The organism is Arsenophonus sp. aPb (genome assembly GCF_029873475.1).
Taxonomy (GTDB): domain Bacteria; phylum Pseudomonadota; class Gammaproteobacteria; order Enterobacterales; family Enterobacteriaceae; genus Arsenophonus.
This window is the reverse complement of record NZ_CP123499.1, coordinates 1,010,437-1,026,261: the sequence shown is the minus strand read 5'-3', so window position 1 is coordinate 1,026,261 and position 15,825 is coordinate 1,010,437. Positions and strand designations below refer to the sequence as shown.

Below are 15,825 nucleotides of genomic sequence, written 5' to 3'. Positions count from 1 at the left end.
TCAAAATGAAAAAAGGCCGCATTTAGCGACCTTTATAATGGATATAATAATCATAATTAAACATAAAGGGTAAATCTATTCCATTCTATGGAATGGAAAGTAAATAATAACGATATATATACTAAAAATCAATAAAAACCCAGCATAAGCGAGGTTATAAATACTTGCCACATCGGCAGTTAGAATACTGTTAACTATTGGTATTGAACTTTAAATGTGGGCTTTTGGATAATATCGATAATATTTTATTTCGTGTCTAATTGTCTTTATAAACACAGACACTATCACAATATCATTATTTTTACGATCGTAAAGTTATTTATTTAATTCTTTTGAACAAATTTATCCATTTCTAATTTAATATTAAGCATCATCAACATACCTTCAATTACCCCTTCCGCTTTTTGTAATTTTTTTCCTATATGTGTATCTGAACAACTATATTGTCTAGCTAATTGAATAAAAGTTTTTCCGAAAACGTAATACTCAAATATTAGGTCATGAATATCGCGATTATTTTTATTTAGTTTTGCTACACAGCTGGAGATTATCATTGCATCATCTTCACAACATTGTGGCCTTGATTTTACCTTTCTCGGTATCACGCTTTTAAACCCAGCCGCAATATGAGACCACGCCACATCATTTGGATTATCAGCGACCCATGCGCCCCAACGCTCTAAAACTTGCTGTATGTCTCGCATCAATATTCTCCGTTGATATTATATCAAAGTTCTTTTATTTTCTTTCTATATTTATTGCGAATTTCTTTTAAAACTTCAGGCGTGTATTTAATTATTTCATTGTTATTTTCTAATTCGATTACTTTATTAATTCCTATTTTATTTATTATCCCAATTCTATATTCAGTTATTGATCCTGATTTATGTGTATTACATGCAGAACATTGTTTATGACAATTATTTTCTTTAAATCTAAGTTGTGATGCCGAGGCTGTTGTTCTGTAATGTCCTGCATGATAACTAATAGCTGTTTTACTGCCACAGCTAATACAGCCATCGTTTTTATCTCGCTCTCGAATATAATCGTTAAATACTCTTTGTGTCATGCGTAGCCAATGCGAAAGCGGTTTTAATGCTGTCTTTCTTTGTTTCAATAGACGTCTTTCTTCGATAACTCGCTTTTTAGCTAACTTATCTAGATTTTGACGTGCATATTGAATTGCGCATTGGTGATTACAAACTAATTGAAGAGATTTAATAGGAGTGAATTTATTCTTGCAGATTTTACAGACTTTTGGCCTCAGCTTTTTAGCTGAGTTCATATTTTACAAATTTCCGAGTGCTATTAATAACCAAAAAATGATGACAAAGATGATAATAAAAATTATCAAGCTATCCATTTTTTATTTTCCAACGATTCAACTAATCGATATAACTTCTTCATTGTTTTATATGATGGCCTGTGTTTTCCTCCAAAATAAGAATAGCTAAGGTGGCCATCTTTTATTTTATTAGCATAAGCATAAAATGGGTTTCCTATCCACACCTCAGTTATTTTTTCTCCTGTTTTAAATGATATTCTGAATTCGTTACATTGAATAACCTCACAGTTATCAATCATTTTATTTAATTCAACATCCCAGGCGTTATTATATTTATGCTCATAAAGACCTAATATCTTATTACAAAAACAACAAATTGCTATTTTAAAATCTGTCATCATTCCTCCTGCCTATTTTTTAATTTGATATACTCTGAGTTACAAGGTATTGTCACGAAACAACGTATGCTAGCCGCCCATGCTTCCACTCTTTGCATAAAGATATACATCTCACCCGTGTCTAACTTAGAAGTTCTCCTGAGCGCTCTCACACGCTCAGGTTCTTGTGTTGTCACATCAATACGCTCTACGACTTCATAGCCTAAGAATGTGTGCTTAAGCATCTCTTTCACTTGCTCAGGCGTATAGTTAGCGCCATTTGCACACAGATACTTGCTTATCTCTCCAAACCACAAATGGGCTGTGGCATTTTGCGATAGGCTTCTAGTTTGTTTATAGGGCTTGATGATGAGATAGTGAGGTTGTTTTGTTGCTAGTACTGCTTGAAGTATTGGCCAGACATTGTGTCTTGTTGAGTCGTGAAGGATTACTTTATCTTCCATTCTTACTCCTTCATCCAATTATTTAATTGACAAAAATTCTTTTTACTTTTTCTTGTTTATTTTTTATTCTGCTTTAATTACAAAATATAACAAACTTCATGATTGATCATTTTAATCCATCCTCGCTACTCACTTTAAGGAATAAATTTTTCATCATTAAAAAATAATTTCTATAAAGTTAAATAAAACAACAGGAAGATAAAAATATGAAAAATTCAATTTTATTAATTCTCATATTTGTATTTTCAAATAATATTGTTAGTTGTCCTAATGGATATACAAAACATAATATAAATGGAATTATTTGTATTAACAATAAAGATCCAAATATAACTGCTAAACCTCTTTGTCTTGATAAAAAAACACAAGATATTATAACTTGTGATCAAATAAACCCATATGAAGAATTAAATGATATTTTTTCCAGAAAAAACATTCAACTTTTCAATTTAGTTTATATCTTTAACAATGGTTGCTTCGATTAGGTAGGTCATCATGATCCTTTCAATTAAAACTTCTTGTCTGAATAACGCTTGGGTTCTTTCTTTGGTTGGCTTTTTGCTGCGGCGAGATGCTGATCAAGGGGAAAAATACAGAGCCCTTTCTGGTCTACATAAATGGTTCCTGTTTTACCATGTCGGTTTAATCGTACAATTAATTCTGTCAAGGTTTTATCTGCATTCGGATCATAGAATGCTTCTCTGTGAACACCGAGCCAATAATCACAATCCTGCTCGATCTGTCCAGTATCTCGACTATCGCTGGGGATAGGACGCTTATTTGCCCTGTCTTCCAGTTTACGGTTAAGTTGAGTCAATAACACAACAACTGTATTCAATTCTTTTGCTAATATTTTCAAACCCTTTGTAATATTTCCATATGCTAAATCATTTCTGTCAGCCTTTTCAGTTTGCATCAGGGTTAAATAATCAACGCCGATAAATCCTATACTGCCAATTTTACGTTTTATCTTCCGACATTCAGATTGAATATGCTGCAAAGTCATTGCAGGGGTTTCATCGATCCAAATGTTCGGTTCGTTTTTTAATTCTCCTATCGCTTTATAGAGCATATCCCATTCTTGTTGCTCAAGTTTCTCATAAAATCTGTCTGAATTGATATTTGATTGTTGTGATAGCGACCTTTCCACAATTTGTTTCTCGGTCATTTCCATGCTGAATAACAAAACAGACTTATCCTGCCTTGAAACATTTTTTGCCATTTCCGTCAGTACGGTTGTTTTCCCCATCTTTGGTCTTGCTCCGATCACAAACAATGAACCAGCCATGATCTGTTTCGGTGCAAATAATTCATCCAAATGTTGAAAACCCGTTTTTAAACCACGATGTTTTTCCGGATCATCCTGCCTCTCACATATTTCAGTAAATACATCATCAACCACATCATCAATTCTACGAAGACCTGTCTTTTGGCCAGTTTTACCAAAGTTGGCTGCATCATCGATCAACCTTTGGGCTATATTGATTTTTTCACTAAATTGCATGAGCGTATTTTCTGTAAATAATCGCTGAATTTCTTTTGCTTTTTCAATCGCATATCGGCTGAGCGCACAGTCTTTGATACTCTTTGCGTAATTCACAATATTTGCAGCACTAGGAACATTTTTGGCTATTTCAGCCAGATAAGCCAAACCGCCTGTTGATTCATTTTTCCCGCATTTGGTTATTCTATCCGATAGAGTAATAATATCTATCGGCTCTCTGTGACTGTTCATTACTCGCATCTGGGCATAAATTTCACTGTGGTGGTGTGAGTAAAAATCATCTGGGCTTATCAGGGAAAACACCTGTTGGGAGTTTTCACCCTGAGGATCAATCAGTAATCCACCAATCACACTTTGCTCAGCCAGATAGTTGTGAGGTACCTGGTGTATCAAAGTGAACCCTCCCGTGTTTTTGTTATCGTGTCAGGCCGTAACAGATAATCAAAATTAGCTCTCCAGCCCCGATCATTTTCACCGAAATACCAAGGCGTTGCCGTTTCCATGAAATACCCAAAATAGTTTTTGACCGCTTCCAGTGATGGTTCTTTGAGTTCTTTCCAGAACTTGGATATTGCCCGTTTTCGTTTGTCATTCAGGGTTTCAGCATTAGGCAGTGTATCACCGACAGCCTCATTGAACGCCTGAATAATCTCCTGATAGGGAATTTTACTTTGCCGGTTACGTGAAACCTGTTTTGCAGGTTTCGAGTCGTCAGACGATATTTTTTGTTGGTTTTTATTATTTATATTTGTAGTAGTCTTTGGTAATGGTTGGGTCATTTTGACATCGTCCATTAGGTCATTTTGACCTAATGCATTTTCCTCATCCTTATCTTTATCGTTGTTTTCGAGTTCATTTAATTTGGCATAATCAATTGTGTACCACTTACTTCTATCTCTACTATCTTTGTTGTAATTTCCAGTAATGAGTAATCCACTTTTTTCTAAATTTAATAAGGTTCTTTTAACTGTTGATTCACTCCAAAAAGGAAAATGATTAATTTTCCACTTGGTAACACTGTTGTATACCCATCGACATCCATCATGAAGATTGTTAGATATTTCCACATAATAATGTATCTGTTGAAGAGCTATCGCCTCATTAGTCCCAATTAATGCAGCCAATGAAGGAGAAAACACGATAGGAGGCTCATTAATTAGCAATCTACTCATGATGGTTATCTCCTGTTAATTCCCTACGATGTTTCAGTCTTAATTTTGCATCTTCAAATGCAGCCTTTAATTTTTTAACGCCCAACTTGGTGAAAGCGCGATAAACTCGCTCGCGCTGGATATTTTTATGCACAGCGCTATGATAAAATTTCGTTTTCATGTATAATTACCTTGCTTTAACAGTTTACTTTTTATTCAAAACCAAAATTGTATTTAGCCTCATTGGTCGCCGCCTTCGAGGCTCTCTTTTTTGGCAACCTTAAGTGCTCTAACATGTCGATTAGTTTTCGAATTTCATCACCTGATATGTTTGTAATTACTAAATCCTGATTGGGTGAGTCGTAGCCGATGAAATCGAGTAACTTAGCCATCTTCTCTATGATGCCATTCTCATATTGCCAGCGTGTTATCTGTGCTGAGCTTAACCCCACTACTTCTGCTATCTTCACTCCTGAGTGCATTTGAATAGCATTCCTAATACGTGCTTCTATTTGTTTTACGTTCGATTTACGTGTAACTGTACTTTCCATTTGTGATAATAATTTCCGTAAAGTAATACTTACCCCTCCCTGTGAGGGAATGTTAAATAGGTAACTACTGCAAAAAATGCAGCGGTTAAAAAGTGTTCCACATAGGCGGAACTGGTTAGTTGTTAAAGAACAGTAAAAATTTAATTTAATTTTTTGTTAGGACGCTGAGATGGAAATGGCTTTAATTCTTTGGCCTCTACTTTTCCATCCTCATAAATAAAAACTGTAATTTTTCTTTTAGAATGAATGGCTTTATTAATAGCGCTTTGATAAATCCCAAAAGTTTTAGCTGTTTTTTCTTGTCCGTGAATATTTACATATTCAGCTAGTGTTAATTGTTTCATTTCAATCTCCTTTGGTGCTTATTCATTATCACCTTGAGAGATTTCATTGTCAACACCGCAGGAGGTTGGGAATTATCCCGTTTGGTGATAAAATTTTTTTTATGAAAAAGAAACCATTAAATGCGGAACAGCTCGCAGACGCTAAGCGATTAAAGGCTATATATAACGCCAAAAAAAAGGAATTGGGCTTATCTCAAGCAGTAGTTGCTGATCATTTAGGCATTGTACAAAGTGCTGTTAATTCTCTTTTCAATGGAATAAATGCATTAAATTTACGAAATGCTGTTGCTTTAGCAAAACTTCTGAAAGTATCTGTAAATGATTTCAGTCCTACTATTGCCAAAGAAATAGTCAAAATGTATCAAGCTGTCGACCTAGATCATCACAAACAAGATTTTATTGAGATTTCACGAAAAGACAAAATTTTCTTAGATCTCTTCAATAACATTACTGAAAAGGATCAAGAAGACATTATCAAAGCAATTATTAACAAAAAGAAACACATAGACGAGATAGCTGAGTTTTTAAAAGAAAAAGAGAAAAAATCCAAAAGAGCATCGTGAGGTGGGTAGAGAGCAGTAAAAAAGAGTAATTACAATAATGGATGCAAATTTATTGGTTTTAATATGGAATTAATAGGTTATCACGGTACAAATGCTGAAAATGAAGATATGATTCTGAGTGGTAATTTTCGCGTCAGTACAAAGGAAGATGAATGGCTAGGAACTGGGGCTTATTTTTTTATCGATGGAGTTAGCGATCCAGAACATAATGCTTCGTGTTGGGCTAAAAGACATTCATACGATAAAATTAGAAAACGTTATAAATATACACAATTTTCTGTAATTAAAGCTAATATTAGTATAAATAACCCACTAAACCTGGATTCTATAGAAGGGAAAAAAGTATTTAATTACTATAGAGATGAACTAATTGGTATTATGAAGAAAAATAACATCTCATCAACTAAATCATTCGAAAAATCACTCAAGAATGATTGTGAGGTATGCAACTATATAGCAAAAGCAATAGGTTGTGATGCTATTATTAGGAGTGAATATATCAAGCTTGATCTGTGGTCAAGAAAAAATATATACAACTCTAGGATTCAAAATTGTACAATTATAAGCATAAGGGAGCCATTACGTTCTATTGACAAAAATTCATTGACAGTTGTACAACGAGGGAGGGTGATATGAAAAGCCAAATGCAACTAGCAAAAGAATCTATTGCTCGTCTGAAATCAATGAGTAGAAATGAGTTATTATCTGAACTTGTTAGTGCAGGAATTGCTGATAGCAATCAATTAGATCAAAGCAATACCTCTATTACGATTAACGTTAAATCATCTTCAATTAAGCAAGAAGTTCACCATTGGATTGAATGTCAATCTGTTACTCATAACACTATGAGAATGTCTCTTTGAGGTTTAAATGGAATTTACAATAACTAAAGCAAACGTTTCAGAGATTAAGCTTGAAGAAAATACATCTCATACTAAAAGCAACATAATTATAACATCGTTTTACTTTATTGATCAGAAAGATAAAAAAAACATTAAAGCAACCATGGAAACAGTACTATTAATTGCTGACACATTAGAATTATCTTTCAAATACAACTTTTTCCTAAAATTTAAAAAAGAAATTTCAAGTAGTAAATTAAATGATTTTATGGCTGAGATTAACTTTCATCGATTAGCTTATCCTTATATTAGAACGTATATTGTAAACCTGCTAAATATGTCAGGATTCAATATAGAGAATCTACCTATCATACCCAAATTTTAATCGCTTCCCCGAGGGTTTTTTATTGCCCTCCTCTCCATTTCTTACCTTTCCAAAAAAATTTACAAAAAATAATTCTTTTTGAATCAATGTGTTGTGTTTTTTTAATTAAAATAATCACTGGCGGTGTTGACAATAAAACCTCCATCAGTGATAATTAACTCTATCAACACAGAAGTACAAAAACGAATGCTCCGCTCTTGTGGAGAGGCAATATCAAGTTGATAGATTAATACTCTGTTAATTCTTATTTTCACCTAGTTTTGAACTACCTGAAAATATTTAGTAGTTAAGTTTTCATCTACGGAGATATTAATCATGGTGAATTAAGTGATGGGCAACTTGCAAGCTACTGTCATGAAGTAGCCCCGAGTCTCCTTGAGAGCTAGATGAAGGTGCAAACTTCAACGCACGCTAGTTAGGGTTAATTAAAGAAGAAGGTGCGCCGGTAAAGCATGCAGAGAGAAAGCCAGACTCTCACCGGTTATTAGCGGCTGAGGCGACATAGACTCAAGGGCATGAGCGTTGGCTACTACGAGAGTGTAGCGCCAAGCAAGTAAGTTTTGGGATGTGTGAATGACGAATGACAATCGTCAAACGGTCGGGACAAGATAAGCAGCCTAAACGTCCTAAGCGAACATAAGGATATGCTATCTAAGGCCAAAGATACGTTGATGGAACGGTCGGCTATGATTAAAAACACCGCGGCACTGAGCAGGAGAGGTTACCTGTCACACATCGCTAAAACTTATTTATTCAAGGAGAGGTTATGAAGTTTGAAGAGTTAAGCGAACAATCGCAAGAAAAAGCACGGGAAGTTTTAGCTGAATTATTGCGTATTAAGTATCAACAAGTATTTGTTCTCGATGACGATGTGGTTACCTTTCTAGCCCACAAAATAAGAAAAGCATTTGTGGAACTAGAAAGCGAAGAAAAATTACCTGAATTTGGTTCAAGCGATACTTAGAGACCAAGCTCTGGTTTCTGATTTTGTAACTAGCACATCAGGATATTTTTTAACCTCAGATGCTATATTTACAACTTCTCTGCATATATCAGATGCTGCTTTATTTTTAGTAGTTATATATTCAGCCATGGGCAATTTATATCTTTTTCCATCTGAATGGATGATTTCTTTGAAATATCCTTTTGCTTGCATCTTGTCATGGAGTAATACGTAATCATCAGCATTTGCACCATGTAATTCTACACGAACAGTAAAGTCTGCCATTTTATTTCCTTATTTTGACTGTGGAATTACAACTATATCAATTTTCCTTGACTGTGGAAAGCAAGGAACCGCGCCACCTGAGCGGTATACAAAAGCAGGTGCCATTTTCGAACTGATGGGTGGGTTCACTCCCTCCCTTAACGGGTGACCTAATAGTTAGGGTATCGCAATCGAGTAACGGCTGAGTATTACGAGAGAAATACCGGTGTAACAGTGGGAGTGATGACAGCCGGAAAGACGGCATCTAATCTACAAGCGGAGAATTTATGGCAACAATCATTTACTTACCCAGAACCGGTCGTACTAACTCAAAAATGCGTCGTTATGAAAAGCGCGGTCGTTTAATGATGATCCGTCGTCTTGAAGAAAATATCCGCCGTTCTAAAAGAAAATTTCTTGAAAGCATTATCGATAAAGCCTTTGGCATAAAAAACAGTGTTCAAAAAGAGTTGACCACAAAACGTAAAAAAATTAACACATGGGTAAATGTTATCGTTGATTTAATCGTTCAGTTTAAGGGAAATGTTGAGAAAAAAGTTAAAGATACGTTTGATAACTGTTGTATGCCAACTACTGCTATGTACAGCACCAAACGTTTTAACAGCAAGCCTAAAACACAGTTTGGAATTAGCGCTAATGCCTGATAATGACGAAAAAGATCACAAAAAATGTGAGTGGTCTTGGATTGATTCAGATTATTTCTGGGAAGCATCTTGCGGGTTTACATTTCAATTCATGGATGGTGGTCCGAAAGAAAACGATATGAACTACTGTCCAGGATGCGGAAATAAGTTAATTGTCAAAAACGCCGCCGCCCTATTCTGATGTCTGGAGAGGTGACGGCAAAGTGTTAACGATGATTTATCTTATCAGCATACTTTTTTAATATTATCTGATAATATTTTTTATTTATTTCAAACCATCCCATAATTGGTTTATCTTTGATAGTGCCATGATATTTTAATATGTTTTTTTCAATCAATCTCAATGCAGATGGACTTCTATTGTGAAATTTAAAAAGCCTTTTACCGTCAATTATGGCATCATACAAAATATTTAATTCTTTACTGGAAAGATTGTTTATCAGGTTTTCACTATCTTTTTTTTCTTTTGCTAATTTTATCTTTTTTCTTAATGTAGAAAAAAATATTATACTAAATTTCACTAACTTAGAAACAAAGAAACCTGTGAAAAAAATTAGAAGAAGTGAATTAGAAACATTAGGCAAGATGGGCCTATAATCCACATAAATGAAAAAACTCTCAGGTAAAAATATCCACAATATCAAACCAAACATTAACCAAAACATACTAAAACTCACCGAAATTTTTCCCTTTAAAAAGGAAATAACAGACATAACCCAATCAGGCATAATTAAAATCTCATTTCTATGTGTTGTGGTAAGCACATAGTAGCGTTTTTTGTGTGTTGTGGTAAATACACAAACCACCTCGCCTGACGTGGTTAAAAGCAGGCAATCACGTAGTAAATTTTTAATGTTCCAAGGCCGCTTAAATCGCATAAGTGGCCTTTTTAATAAAATTAATTTTGGGATGAATAAATGATTTATTTAACGAAAGTTTATGATGACGGACAAAGTGAGACTCTATTCTTTAATAGAGAATCTGAGGCTAAAGAAATTCTAAAAAAATCCAAGGCTAAACACAATAAATTATGGATTACGGGAGAAGCTTATAAGATAAGCGTTCTTAGTAAATACGGGTTTGAAAGAATAGAAACAATATCTTCTTTATTAATTATATCTGATGTTATTTCTGAAATATTTAGTAAAGATAAAAAGGCCACAATAAAAATAACCATGTTTCAAGAGGATTAAAATTATAAAAAAACAAGACCTAACCGGTCTTTTTTATTACCTAAATTAAGGATAAAAAATGTGCATTGAATGTTGGAAAGAAAGTATTGTAATCGGCGCAGAAGAATGCGGATTACAACTAACGAAAGAACAGGTTGAATGCCTGGCCGGAAGTGTTGAGGGTACATTTGAAAATTACAGTCTGGCACATAGCTATCCCTCACCTTCAGATATAGCACAAACAAATAACGATGTCTGGGAAAGAAAATACAAAGAATTAGAAACTAAATTCAGGTTATATAAGCAAGAGGCTGAGTGTGCAGTTAAAACTATTCTAGAAATGCCATCTCATGCCGAAATATCTATCGAGAATGATGGAGTCATAAGACATATATAAAATGGAAATTATAAGTCACTACAAACTTAAAAATAAAGAACACGTCTATGGAGTTAAATACAAAGCAGAGGAAGGAGAAGAAATATTTATTATTTATTTAAGATTTATAGCTTTATATTACAAAGCTAATTGTATAAAAGTTAACATGAATAAAAATGAGATAGAGCTTCAAATTGAATTTGATAATTTAAAAGACACAGTGTTTTTTAATTTAAATCAATTAAAGTTAATGAGTAAAAAATTATGACAAAGCAAATTAAGTTTTTGGAAGATTGTATTTTCAAAAGAGACCTCATTTACAAAAAGGACAAATTATATGTTATTAAATAGGAAGATAATACTCACTATATCGTTCCTGATGAGCTTGGTAATGAAAATGAATTAAGTAAAGATTACTGGCATTCGTATGTGGATGGGAATGAAACACACGTACTAGCTATTGTTGACTTAGAGGCAATGGATTGGAAAGCTACTTTAAGAGCTATTGAAGAGTGTGAGGTTAAATAATGAACATAGGAGAAGCCATTGATATTTTACGAAAAAAACGCAACATGAAAAAAATAGAGCTGGCAAAAAAATGTAATTTATCTAACTCTTATATAACACATATTATCAAAAATGGAAAAATACCAAGTTTAGAAAATATTGAAAATATTTGTAATGCTTTAAATATACCGCTAAGTTGTTTTATTTTTATTTCTACTGATAGCAATGAAATAAAAAATATTACCAAAGAATCAAAGAAAAGAATAGATAATTTAATTATGAAGTTGATGGTGGTTAAATAATGAAAATACAAATTAAAGACATCAAATGTGGTGATGTATTTTATGCAGTAAAAATAGATGGTGAATTCCCTCTTTTTAATAAGTTTATAGCTCTATCTCATCCAACCGCAAAACAAGTTAAAGTAAAAAAATATAAAAATGGTTATTCAACAACTATTCAAAGTCGCTGGTATATTTTATTTAATGATTATCAAAGCGCTAAAAATTACTGGATAGAGAACTATTTAAATACAGAAATAACAAAGACAATGGAGCATGTTGTCTATTTGCAAGATCAAGTTACGAAATTAAATAGCCAAGATGATTTGGAATAATAATGACCCCTAACGAAGCAAGTTTACTAATATTTAAATGGGATTTAAAACATATTAAAAAAGAGAGGGAGTTTTTTGAGTTATCAGCAAAGAATATCGAAATAATGTGCGGAAATAAACACGAAGAAAAAATATCACAACTAAGAAATGAATTGGTTGAAGCTGAATATTTTGTAACGTCAATGGTAAATCATTTTGAAAAAAAGAATATTTAAATATATGGAAGAGTTTGAAATGCGAGAATTAATTTTAAAACAAAATAATACACTGGATATTTATAAAACAGAATACTTAGGTTTAACGCTATCCATCCCACAGTTTATTGAGTATCTGGCAACAGATAGATACGGGAGAATTATCGGGTTTACGTCTAATAATGGACTTCATTACGATGAATATACGGGAAATTGGGAGTGGGATTTTAACAATTATAGTAGTGATTATCAAAAATACCATCTTGTTGATGTTGATTTAAATGGTATTAATCCACCTGATACATTAATTAAAATACATAATCGTGAACTGACGATAGGTATTCCATATGTGGTTGAGGATGATAAAAATGAAAGTTAAATGTATTAATGAAGGGTATTTCTTAACATTAGGTAAGATTTATGATGTGTACATAGCTGACGATTTGGATGCGTATATCATAAATGATGCAGGTGATATATACTTCATCCGCAAATGCTGCCATCTATTGGAGGTTATACATCATGATAAAGATGTGGCACAAAAAACCCTCCGCGATGAGTTTGCGATGGCTGTTATAAATGCCATGGGACACCAGCACGATTACAGGAAAATAGTGGAATACACAGCATTAGCAGAAGCGGCTTATGAGATGGCTGACGCAATACTAGAGGTGAGAAATGAAAATGCACAAACCAAAGAATAACTTTATTACTTATATCACATATGTAGACAATAACGGTGAAGAAAAAGTATTAGCAAGAATACTTAACGATATTGTTTATAATAAATTAACTCATGAAACAACGGAGTCAGATAAATCACTTGATTATTTGTTAAAAACAACAATTAAACGTTCTGAAATAATAAGAAAAAGAATAAATAAAAAAGCATATCTCAAAAACAAAATATCAAAACTTTTCATCGCTTAATATCTTCAATTCAGTTTCAAATAAACAAATAAAGAGTAAATATCATGTCAAATGAATTAATTTCAATTGAGCAATCTAGTGCGCTTGTTTTATTTACTGAGAATGACAAAGTAGAGTCATTAATTAATCAAGTAAAACAGATTGCAGCAGAAAAGCAAAATGAACTCGGAAAACTTGATTTATCGGTTGGCACAAACAGAAAGAAAATTATTTCATTATCTTCTGATGTCACAAGAACAAAAACTTACATTGAAACTTTTGGCAAAGACTTGGCTGCAAAATTAAAAGAGATGCCAAAGAAAGTTGATGCTGCACGTAAGCAAATAAGAGATGAACTCGATAAGCTAAGTGAAGATATCAGACAGCCAGTGACGGCGTGGGAGAATGCAGAAAAAGAACGTATTGCAGCAGAACAGCTTAAAAAGCAAATAGAGTCTGATCATGCAGAAGCGATACAGATGAATGAGGTTTTTGATTTACGTAAAGCAGAAGCGGAACGTAAGCGTATTGAGCATGAGAATGAGCTTAAGCGTCAAGCAGCAGAAAAGGCAAGAATTGAAGCTGAGAATAAAGCCAGAGAAGAGATAGAAGCAGCAGCAAGACGTGAGGCTGAACTTAAATTAGCAGCCGAACGTGCAGAGAGAGAAAAGCAGTTAGCGATTGAGCGAGCTGAACGTGAAAAGCAGGAAGCAATTGAAGCCGAACGTAGAAAAGCAGAACAAGCTGAAAGAATGCGCTTGGCAGAAATTGAACGCTTAAAACAAGAGGAATTAAAACGACAAGCAGACATAGAACATCAACGTAATATACATAATGAAATATTAAATGATTTTATTAAAAATCACGTATCAGAAAAATACGCTAAATTATGTATTAAATTAATCGCGAAAGGATTAATTAGTCATACAAAAATAATATATTAATAAATAACATTTCTAGTTCTTCACTTCTAATAATAATCGAGACTAACTTATGAATATGCTTAAACAGCAGGAGTTACGCTATCGTTTAAATAGCGATAGCTTTAAAAATAGAAATCCTCCAGAACACGGAAAAATAAAGTTAATACCAACAATAGTAACCATCTTATTAGCCACCCTCGTTTTATTAATATCAAGAAAAGTCACATGAATGCTTATTATCTCAAAGACAAAATAGAAAATGAACGTATGGATAAATCAGATGAATTAGATTTTCTAAATGAAATGGCGGTTAATGATGCTAATGATATTTATAACGAACTGCCAGTTAATTTATTAAGCGATGAGGCAGCAAAAATACTAGAGCCCATATTAAGAGAAAGTCTAAAAGCACAAAACAATTTTGAAAACAGTCTCAAAGCAACAATTGAAATCTATTTAAAAGATAAGCGAGGTTTATTGTGAAAAGCTATCTAAAAAAGGCAGAAAGAAAACAGGCTTATGCAAAAATCGGCATCTACGGTGATGCCGGTTCAGGTAAAACACGAACTGCAACTGAAATAGCAATTGGATTGTGGAAACAATACGACCTGAAAAAACCCGTTGCAATGTTCGATACTGAACCGGCCGCTACGTATATCATACCTTTTTTTGAGAAAGCCGGTATTGAATTTTATGTTTATGACGAAAGCCGCGCGTTGAAAGATTTAGTTTCATTTTGGCATGAAGCAGAGAAAGCATGTTCCGTCATCATCGTTGATAGTATTACGCACATTTGGAAAGACTGTCAGGACTCATATTTAAAAGCGCTTAACGCAAAAAGAAGAGAAACAAATCCAAGAGCAAGGCCGATGTATCAACTCGAATTTCATCATTGGAAGCCGATCAAAGCACAATGGTCATCGTTCACAGATTTATTCCTGTCGTCAAAAATACATGCAATAGTTTGCGGCAGAGCGGGTTCTATTTACGAATATCAAAAAAATGATGAAACCGGAAAAATGGAACTCATCACCAGCGGTACTAAGATGGCCACAGAAAAAGAAATGGGATATGAGCCATCACTGCTTATCGAAATGATTAAGCACAGAGAAGATGGACGGATCATAAATCGTGCGTTGGTTGAAAAAGATAGAACTGACAGACTAAACGGTAAAGAATTCGACTTTCCTAATTTTGAGACATTTTCACCCCACTTTGATTTCTTAAATATTGGCGGCCAGCATTTTGGCTCAATGGAAACAAAAGATAGCTCATCTCTCTTTGAAAATGAAATTACAGACAATGGCTTTTCTTATGAGAAAAAGCAAAGAGAGATTATGTGTGAAGAAATCAAAGGGTTGTTTGTTAAATACAGCATGGACGGAAATGGCCAGCAGGCCAAAGAACAGCGACAGAATATCATGGAGGAGTTTTTCGGAACTAGGAGCTGGACAGCCATTGAAAACATGAAAAGCAGTATCTTAAAAGAGGGATTTTTGAAAATAAAATCAAAGTTTATGCAAAATGAAGAGGCTATTAATCATTAAAACGAGGTAACTATCATGTGGATACTCATCTTAGCAATGTACGCAAATCAGTACTCAGACGGTAAGTTTTCTACTATCAACACACAAGAGTTTAGTACAGAAACAACTTGCTTAATCGCAGCAGACAAGTTCAAAGAAAAGTTTAAACAACTGCTTGATGTTAACGCCAGGGCTATATGCGTTAAGAAGTAACCTTCCCTAATTACCCAATGTAAATAACCAATGCCGCAAGGTAAGGAGTCC

At 33.7% G+C, this 15,825-nt stretch carries 30 protein-coding genes and 1 pseudogene; 20 read left to right on the top strand and 11 right to left on the bottom strand.

The window, feature by feature from the left end; genetic code table 11:
• Nucleotides 1–323 precede the first annotated feature (323 nt).
• From QE177_RS04490 to QE177_RS04475, 4 genes are all read right to left on the bottom strand, one after another.
• Nucleotides 324–704, bottom strand: coding sequence for an antiterminator Q family protein (locus QE177_RS04490; RefSeq protein WP_280551511.1), 381 nt, complete (start codon nucleotides 702–704; stop codon nucleotides 324–326).
• Between the two features lie 23 nt (nucleotides 705–727).
• Complete coding sequence (locus QE177_RS04485; RefSeq protein ID WP_280551510.1) at nucleotides 728–1,285, bottom strand: recombination protein NinG; 558 nt, start codon at nucleotides 1,283–1,285, stop codon at nucleotides 728–730.
• Between the two features lie 65 nt (nucleotides 1,286–1,350).
• Complete coding sequence (locus QE177_RS04480) at nucleotides 1,351–1,683, bottom strand: hypothetical protein (protein WP_280551509.1); 333 nt, start codon at nucleotides 1,681–1,683, stop codon at nucleotides 1,351–1,353.
• Nucleotides 1,683–2,126, bottom strand: coding sequence for a recombination protein NinB (locus QE177_RS04475; protein WP_280551508.1), 444 nt, complete (start codon nucleotides 2,124–2,126; stop codon nucleotides 1,683–1,685). Before QE177_RS04475 ends, QE177_RS04480 begins: the two co-directional genes overlap by 1 nt.
• Nucleotides 2,127–2,332: 206 nt before the next feature.
• On the opposite strand from QE177_RS04475, the gene QE177_RS04470 reads away from it, so the two are divergent.
• A complete protein-coding gene (locus QE177_RS04470; protein WP_280551507.1) occupies nucleotides 2,333–2,611 on the top strand; it encodes a hypothetical protein in 279 nt (92 codons plus the stop codon).
• Nucleotides 2,612–2,634: 23 nt separating this feature from the next.
• Here QE177_RS04470 and QE177_RS04465 read toward each other — a convergent pair whose 3' ends face one another.
• The 5 genes from QE177_RS04465 to QE177_RS04445 form a co-directional block, all read right to left on the bottom strand.
• Nucleotides 2,635–4,020, bottom strand: a complete 1,386-nt coding sequence (locus tag QE177_RS04465) for a DnaB-like helicase C-terminal domain-containing protein (RefSeq protein ID WP_280552213.1) — start codon at nucleotides 4,018–4,020, stop codon at nucleotides 2,635–2,637.
• A complete protein-coding gene (locus QE177_RS04460; RefSeq protein ID WP_280551506.1) occupies nucleotides 4,020–4,802 on the bottom strand; it encodes a replication protein RepO in 783 nt (260 codons plus the stop codon). Before QE177_RS04460 ends, QE177_RS04465 begins: the two co-directional genes overlap by 1 nt.
• Nucleotides 4,795–4,962, bottom strand: coding sequence for a hypothetical protein (locus tag QE177_RS04455; RefSeq protein WP_280551505.1), 168 nt, complete (start codon nucleotides 4,960–4,962; stop codon nucleotides 4,795–4,797). The genes QE177_RS04460 and QE177_RS04455 overlap by 8 nt, the downstream gene beginning before the upstream one ends.
• 31 nt (nucleotides 4,963–4,993) lie before the next feature.
• Nucleotides 4,994–5,332 carry a CII family transcriptional regulator gene (locus tag QE177_RS04450; protein ID WP_280551504.1) on the bottom strand — a complete coding sequence of 113 codons (339 nt, stop codon included), beginning with the start codon at nucleotides 5,330–5,332 and terminating at the stop codon, nucleotides 4,994–4,996.
• Between the two features lie 140 nt (nucleotides 5,333–5,472).
• Entirely contained in the window at nucleotides 5,473–5,676 is a 204-nt protein-coding gene (locus QE177_RS04445) for a Cro/CI family transcriptional regulator (RefSeq protein ID WP_280551503.1), read from the bottom strand.
• Between the two features lie 101 nt (nucleotides 5,677–5,777).
• Here QE177_RS04445 and QE177_RS04440 point away from each other — a divergent pair.
• The 5 genes and pseudogenes from QE177_RS04440 to QE177_RS04420 form a co-directional block, all read left to right on the top strand.
• Nucleotides 5,778–6,053: pseudogene (locus QE177_RS04440) on the top strand (helix-turn-helix transcriptional regulator); the annotation flags it as partial.
• A gap of 249 nt (nucleotides 6,054–6,302) precedes the next feature.
• A complete protein-coding gene (locus QE177_RS04435; RefSeq protein ID WP_280551502.1) occupies nucleotides 6,303–6,875 on the top strand; it encodes a hypothetical protein in 573 nt (190 codons plus the stop codon).
• The gene (locus tag QE177_RS04430) at nucleotides 6,872–7,102 is read left to right on the top strand and encodes a hypothetical protein (protein WP_280551501.1); all 231 of its coding nucleotides are present in this window, start codon (nucleotides 6,872–6,874) and stop codon (nucleotides 7,100–7,102) included. Before QE177_RS04435 ends, QE177_RS04430 begins: the two co-directional genes overlap by 4 nt.
• Before the next feature lie 7 nt (nucleotides 7,103–7,109).
• Complete coding sequence (locus QE177_RS04425; RefSeq protein ID WP_280551500.1) at nucleotides 7,110–7,466, top strand: hypothetical protein; 357 nt, start codon at nucleotides 7,110–7,112, stop codon at nucleotides 7,464–7,466.
• A gap of 766 nt (nucleotides 7,467–8,232) precedes the next feature.
• On the top strand, nucleotides 8,233–8,430 hold the full coding sequence (locus QE177_RS04420) for a hypothetical protein (RefSeq protein ID WP_280551499.1): 198 nt from the start codon (nucleotides 8,233–8,235) through the stop codon (nucleotides 8,428–8,430).
• Here the strand turns inward: QE177_RS04420 and QE177_RS04415 are convergent.
• The gene (locus tag QE177_RS04415) at nucleotides 8,416–8,694 is read right to left on the bottom strand and encodes a hypothetical protein (protein WP_280551498.1); all 279 of its coding nucleotides are present in this window, start codon (nucleotides 8,692–8,694) and stop codon (nucleotides 8,416–8,418) included. The genes QE177_RS04420 and QE177_RS04415 overlap by 15 nt on opposite strands.
• 266 nt (nucleotides 8,695–8,960) lie before the next feature.
• Here QE177_RS04415 and QE177_RS04410 point away from each other — a divergent pair, with 266 nt between their 5' ends.
• Together QE177_RS04410 and QE177_RS04405 are read left to right on the top strand one after the other, a co-directional pair.
• Nucleotides 8,961–9,338: a hypothetical protein gene (locus QE177_RS04410; RefSeq protein WP_280551497.1), complete on the top strand. Its 378-nt coding sequence runs from the start codon at nucleotides 8,961–8,963 to the stop codon at nucleotides 9,336–9,338.
• Nucleotides 9,331–9,519 (top strand): hypothetical protein, encoded by a 189-nt coding sequence (locus QE177_RS04405; protein WP_280551496.1) that lies wholly within the window; start codon nucleotides 9,331–9,333, stop codon nucleotides 9,517–9,519. Before QE177_RS04410 ends, QE177_RS04405 begins: the two co-directional genes overlap by 8 nt.
• Before the next feature lie 25 nt (nucleotides 9,520–9,544).
• Here QE177_RS04405 and QE177_RS04400 read toward each other — a convergent pair whose 3' ends face one another.
• Nucleotides 9,545–10,066, bottom strand: a complete 522-nt coding sequence (locus tag QE177_RS04400) for a super-infection exclusion protein B (RefSeq protein WP_280551495.1) — start codon at nucleotides 10,064–10,066, stop codon at nucleotides 9,545–9,547.
• A gap of 189 nt (nucleotides 10,067–10,255) precedes the next feature.
• Here QE177_RS04400 and QE177_RS04395 point away from each other — a divergent pair, with 189 nt between their 5' ends.
• The 12 genes from QE177_RS04395 to QE177_RS04340 all read left to right on the top strand — a co-directional run bounded on the left by QE177_RS04395 (nucleotide 10,256) and on the right by QE177_RS04340 (nucleotide 15,582).
• Entirely contained in the window at nucleotides 10,256–10,531 is a 276-nt protein-coding gene (locus QE177_RS04395) for a hypothetical protein (protein WP_280551494.1), read from the top strand.
• 58 nt (nucleotides 10,532–10,589) lie between these two features.
• Complete coding sequence (locus QE177_RS04390) at nucleotides 10,590–10,907, top strand: hypothetical protein (protein ID WP_280551493.1); 318 nt, start codon at nucleotides 10,590–10,592, stop codon at nucleotides 10,905–10,907.
• Nucleotide 10,908: 1 nt separating this feature from the next.
• Nucleotides 10,909–11,154 (top strand): hypothetical protein, encoded by a 246-nt coding sequence (locus tag QE177_RS04385; protein WP_280551492.1) that lies wholly within the window; start codon nucleotides 10,909–10,911, stop codon nucleotides 11,152–11,154.
• Nucleotides 11,155–11,413: 259 nt separating this feature from the next.
• Nucleotides 11,414–11,695, top strand: coding sequence for a helix-turn-helix transcriptional regulator (locus QE177_RS04380; RefSeq protein WP_280551491.1), 282 nt, complete (start codon nucleotides 11,414–11,416; stop codon nucleotides 11,693–11,695).
• Entirely contained in the window at nucleotides 11,695–12,009 is a 315-nt protein-coding gene (locus tag QE177_RS04375) for a hypothetical protein (RefSeq protein WP_280551490.1), read from the top strand. The genes QE177_RS04380 and QE177_RS04375 overlap by 1 nt, the downstream gene beginning before the upstream one ends.
• Before the next feature lie 2 nt (nucleotides 12,010–12,011).
• Entirely contained in the window at nucleotides 12,012–12,224 is a 213-nt protein-coding gene (locus tag QE177_RS04370; protein WP_280551489.1) for a hypothetical protein, read from the top strand.
• Nucleotides 12,225–12,228: 4 nt separating this feature from the next.
• A complete protein-coding gene (locus QE177_RS04365) occupies nucleotides 12,229–12,582 on the top strand; it encodes a hypothetical protein (protein WP_280551488.1) in 354 nt (117 codons plus the stop codon).
• Nucleotides 12,572–12,907 carry a hypothetical protein gene (locus tag QE177_RS04360; protein WP_280551487.1) on the top strand — a complete coding sequence of 112 codons (336 nt, stop codon included), beginning with the start codon at nucleotides 12,572–12,574 and terminating at the stop codon, nucleotides 12,905–12,907. The genes QE177_RS04365 and QE177_RS04360 overlap by 11 nt, the downstream gene beginning before the upstream one ends.
• Nucleotides 12,882–13,133, top strand: coding sequence for a hypothetical protein (locus QE177_RS04355; protein WP_280551486.1), 252 nt, complete (start codon nucleotides 12,882–12,884; stop codon nucleotides 13,131–13,133). Before QE177_RS04360 ends, QE177_RS04355 begins: the two co-directional genes overlap by 26 nt.
• A 44-nt stretch (nucleotides 13,134–13,177) precedes the next feature.
• Nucleotides 13,178–14,056 carry a hypothetical protein gene (locus tag QE177_RS04350; RefSeq protein ID WP_280551485.1) on the top strand — a complete coding sequence of 293 codons (879 nt, stop codon included), beginning with the start codon at nucleotides 13,178–13,180 and terminating at the stop codon, nucleotides 14,054–14,056.
• Nucleotides 14,057–14,260: 204 nt separating this feature from the next.
• Complete coding sequence (locus QE177_RS04345; protein ID WP_280551484.1) at nucleotides 14,261–14,518, top strand: hypothetical protein; 258 nt, start codon at nucleotides 14,261–14,263, stop codon at nucleotides 14,516–14,518.
• Complete coding sequence (locus tag QE177_RS04340; protein WP_280551483.1) at nucleotides 14,515–15,582, top strand: AAA family ATPase; 1,068 nt, start codon at nucleotides 14,515–14,517, stop codon at nucleotides 15,580–15,582. Before QE177_RS04345 ends, QE177_RS04340 begins: the two co-directional genes overlap by 4 nt.
• Nucleotides 15,583–15,825: the final 243 nt, after the last annotated feature.

What these genes read in the sequence shown, in the direction of transcription:
- QE177_RS04490 (WP_280551511.1), bottom strand. Translation starts at nt 704, where the DNA reads ATGCGAGACATACAGCAAGTTTTAGAGCGTTGGGGCGCATGGGTCGCT.
- QE177_RS04485 (WP_280551510.1), bottom strand. Translation starts at nt 1,285, where the DNA reads ATGAACTCAGCTAAAAAGCTGAGGCCAAAAGTCTGTAAAATCTGCAAG.
- QE177_RS04480 (WP_280551509.1), bottom strand. Translation starts at nt 1,683, where the DNA reads ATGACAGATTTTAAAATAGCAATTTGTTGTTTTTGTAATAAGATATTA.
- QE177_RS04475 (WP_280551508.1), bottom strand. Translation starts at nt 2,126, where the DNA reads ATGGAAGATAAAGTAATCCTTCACGACTCAACAAGACACAATGTCTGG.
- QE177_RS04470 (WP_280551507.1), top strand. Translation starts at nt 2,333, where the DNA reads ATGAAAAATTCAATTTTATTAATTCTCATATTTGTATTTTCAAATAAT.
- QE177_RS04460 (WP_280551506.1), bottom strand. Translation starts at nt 4,802, where the DNA reads ATGAGTAGATTGCTAATTAATGAGCCTCCTATCGTGTTTTCTCCTTCA.
- QE177_RS04455 (WP_280551505.1), bottom strand. Translation starts at nt 4,962, where the DNA reads ATGAAAACGAAATTTTATCATAGCGCTGTGCATAAAAATATCCAGCGC.
- QE177_RS04450 (WP_280551504.1), bottom strand. Translation starts at nt 5,332, where the DNA reads ATGGAAAGTACAGTTACACGTAAATCGAACGTAAAACAAATAGAAGCA.
- QE177_RS04445 (WP_280551503.1), bottom strand. Translation starts at nt 5,676, where the DNA reads ATGAAACAATTAACACTAGCTGAATATGTAAATATTCACGGACAAGAA.
- QE177_RS04435 (WP_280551502.1), top strand. Translation starts at nt 6,303, where the DNA reads ATGGAATTAATAGGTTATCACGGTACAAATGCTGAAAATGAAGATATG.
- QE177_RS04430 (WP_280551501.1), top strand. Translation starts at nt 6,872, where the DNA reads ATGAAAAGCCAAATGCAACTAGCAAAAGAATCTATTGCTCGTCTGAAA.
- QE177_RS04425 (WP_280551500.1), top strand. Translation starts at nt 7,110, where the DNA reads ATGGAATTTACAATAACTAAAGCAAACGTTTCAGAGATTAAGCTTGAA.
- QE177_RS04420 (WP_280551499.1), top strand. Translation starts at nt 8,233, where the DNA reads ATGAAGTTTGAAGAGTTAAGCGAACAATCGCAAGAAAAAGCACGGGAA.
- QE177_RS04415 (WP_280551498.1), bottom strand. Translation starts at nt 8,694, where the DNA reads ATGGCAGACTTTACTGTTCGTGTAGAATTACATGGTGCAAATGCTGAT.
- QE177_RS04410 (WP_280551497.1), top strand. Translation starts at nt 8,961, where the DNA reads ATGGCAACAATCATTTACTTACCCAGAACCGGTCGTACTAACTCAAAA.
- QE177_RS04405 (WP_280551496.1), top strand. Translation starts at nt 9,331, where the DNA reads ATGCCTGATAATGACGAAAAAGATCACAAAAAATGTGAGTGGTCTTGG.
- QE177_RS04400 (WP_280551495.1), bottom strand. Translation starts at nt 10,066, where the DNA reads ATGCCTGATTGGGTTATGTCTGTTATTTCCTTTTTAAAGGGAAAAATT.
- QE177_RS04395 (WP_280551494.1), top strand. Translation starts at nt 10,256, where the DNA reads ATGATTTATTTAACGAAAGTTTATGATGACGGACAAAGTGAGACTCTA.
- QE177_RS04390 (WP_280551493.1), top strand. Translation starts at nt 10,590, where the DNA reads ATGTGCATTGAATGTTGGAAAGAAAGTATTGTAATCGGCGCAGAAGAA.
- QE177_RS04385 (WP_280551492.1), top strand. Translation starts at nt 10,909, where the DNA reads ATGGAAATTATAAGTCACTACAAACTTAAAAATAAAGAACACGTCTAT.
- QE177_RS04380 (WP_280551491.1), top strand. Translation starts at nt 11,414, where the DNA reads ATGAACATAGGAGAAGCCATTGATATTTTACGAAAAAAACGCAACATG.
- QE177_RS04375 (WP_280551490.1), top strand. Translation starts at nt 11,695, where the DNA reads ATGAAAATACAAATTAAAGACATCAAATGTGGTGATGTATTTTATGCA.
- QE177_RS04370 (WP_280551489.1), top strand. Translation starts at nt 12,012, where the DNA reads ATGACCCCTAACGAAGCAAGTTTACTAATATTTAAATGGGATTTAAAA.
- QE177_RS04365 (WP_280551488.1), top strand. Translation starts at nt 12,229, where the DNA reads ATGGAAGAGTTTGAAATGCGAGAATTAATTTTAAAACAAAATAATACA.
- QE177_RS04360 (WP_280551487.1), top strand. Translation starts at nt 12,572, where the DNA reads ATGAAAGTTAAATGTATTAATGAAGGGTATTTCTTAACATTAGGTAAG.
- QE177_RS04355 (WP_280551486.1), top strand. Translation starts at nt 12,882, where the DNA reads ATGAAAATGCACAAACCAAAGAATAACTTTATTACTTATATCACATAT.
- QE177_RS04350 (WP_280551485.1), top strand. Translation starts at nt 13,178, where the DNA reads ATGTCAAATGAATTAATTTCAATTGAGCAATCTAGTGCGCTTGTTTTA.
- QE177_RS04345 (WP_280551484.1), top strand. Translation starts at nt 14,261, where the DNA reads ATGAATGCTTATTATCTCAAAGACAAAATAGAAAATGAACGTATGGAT.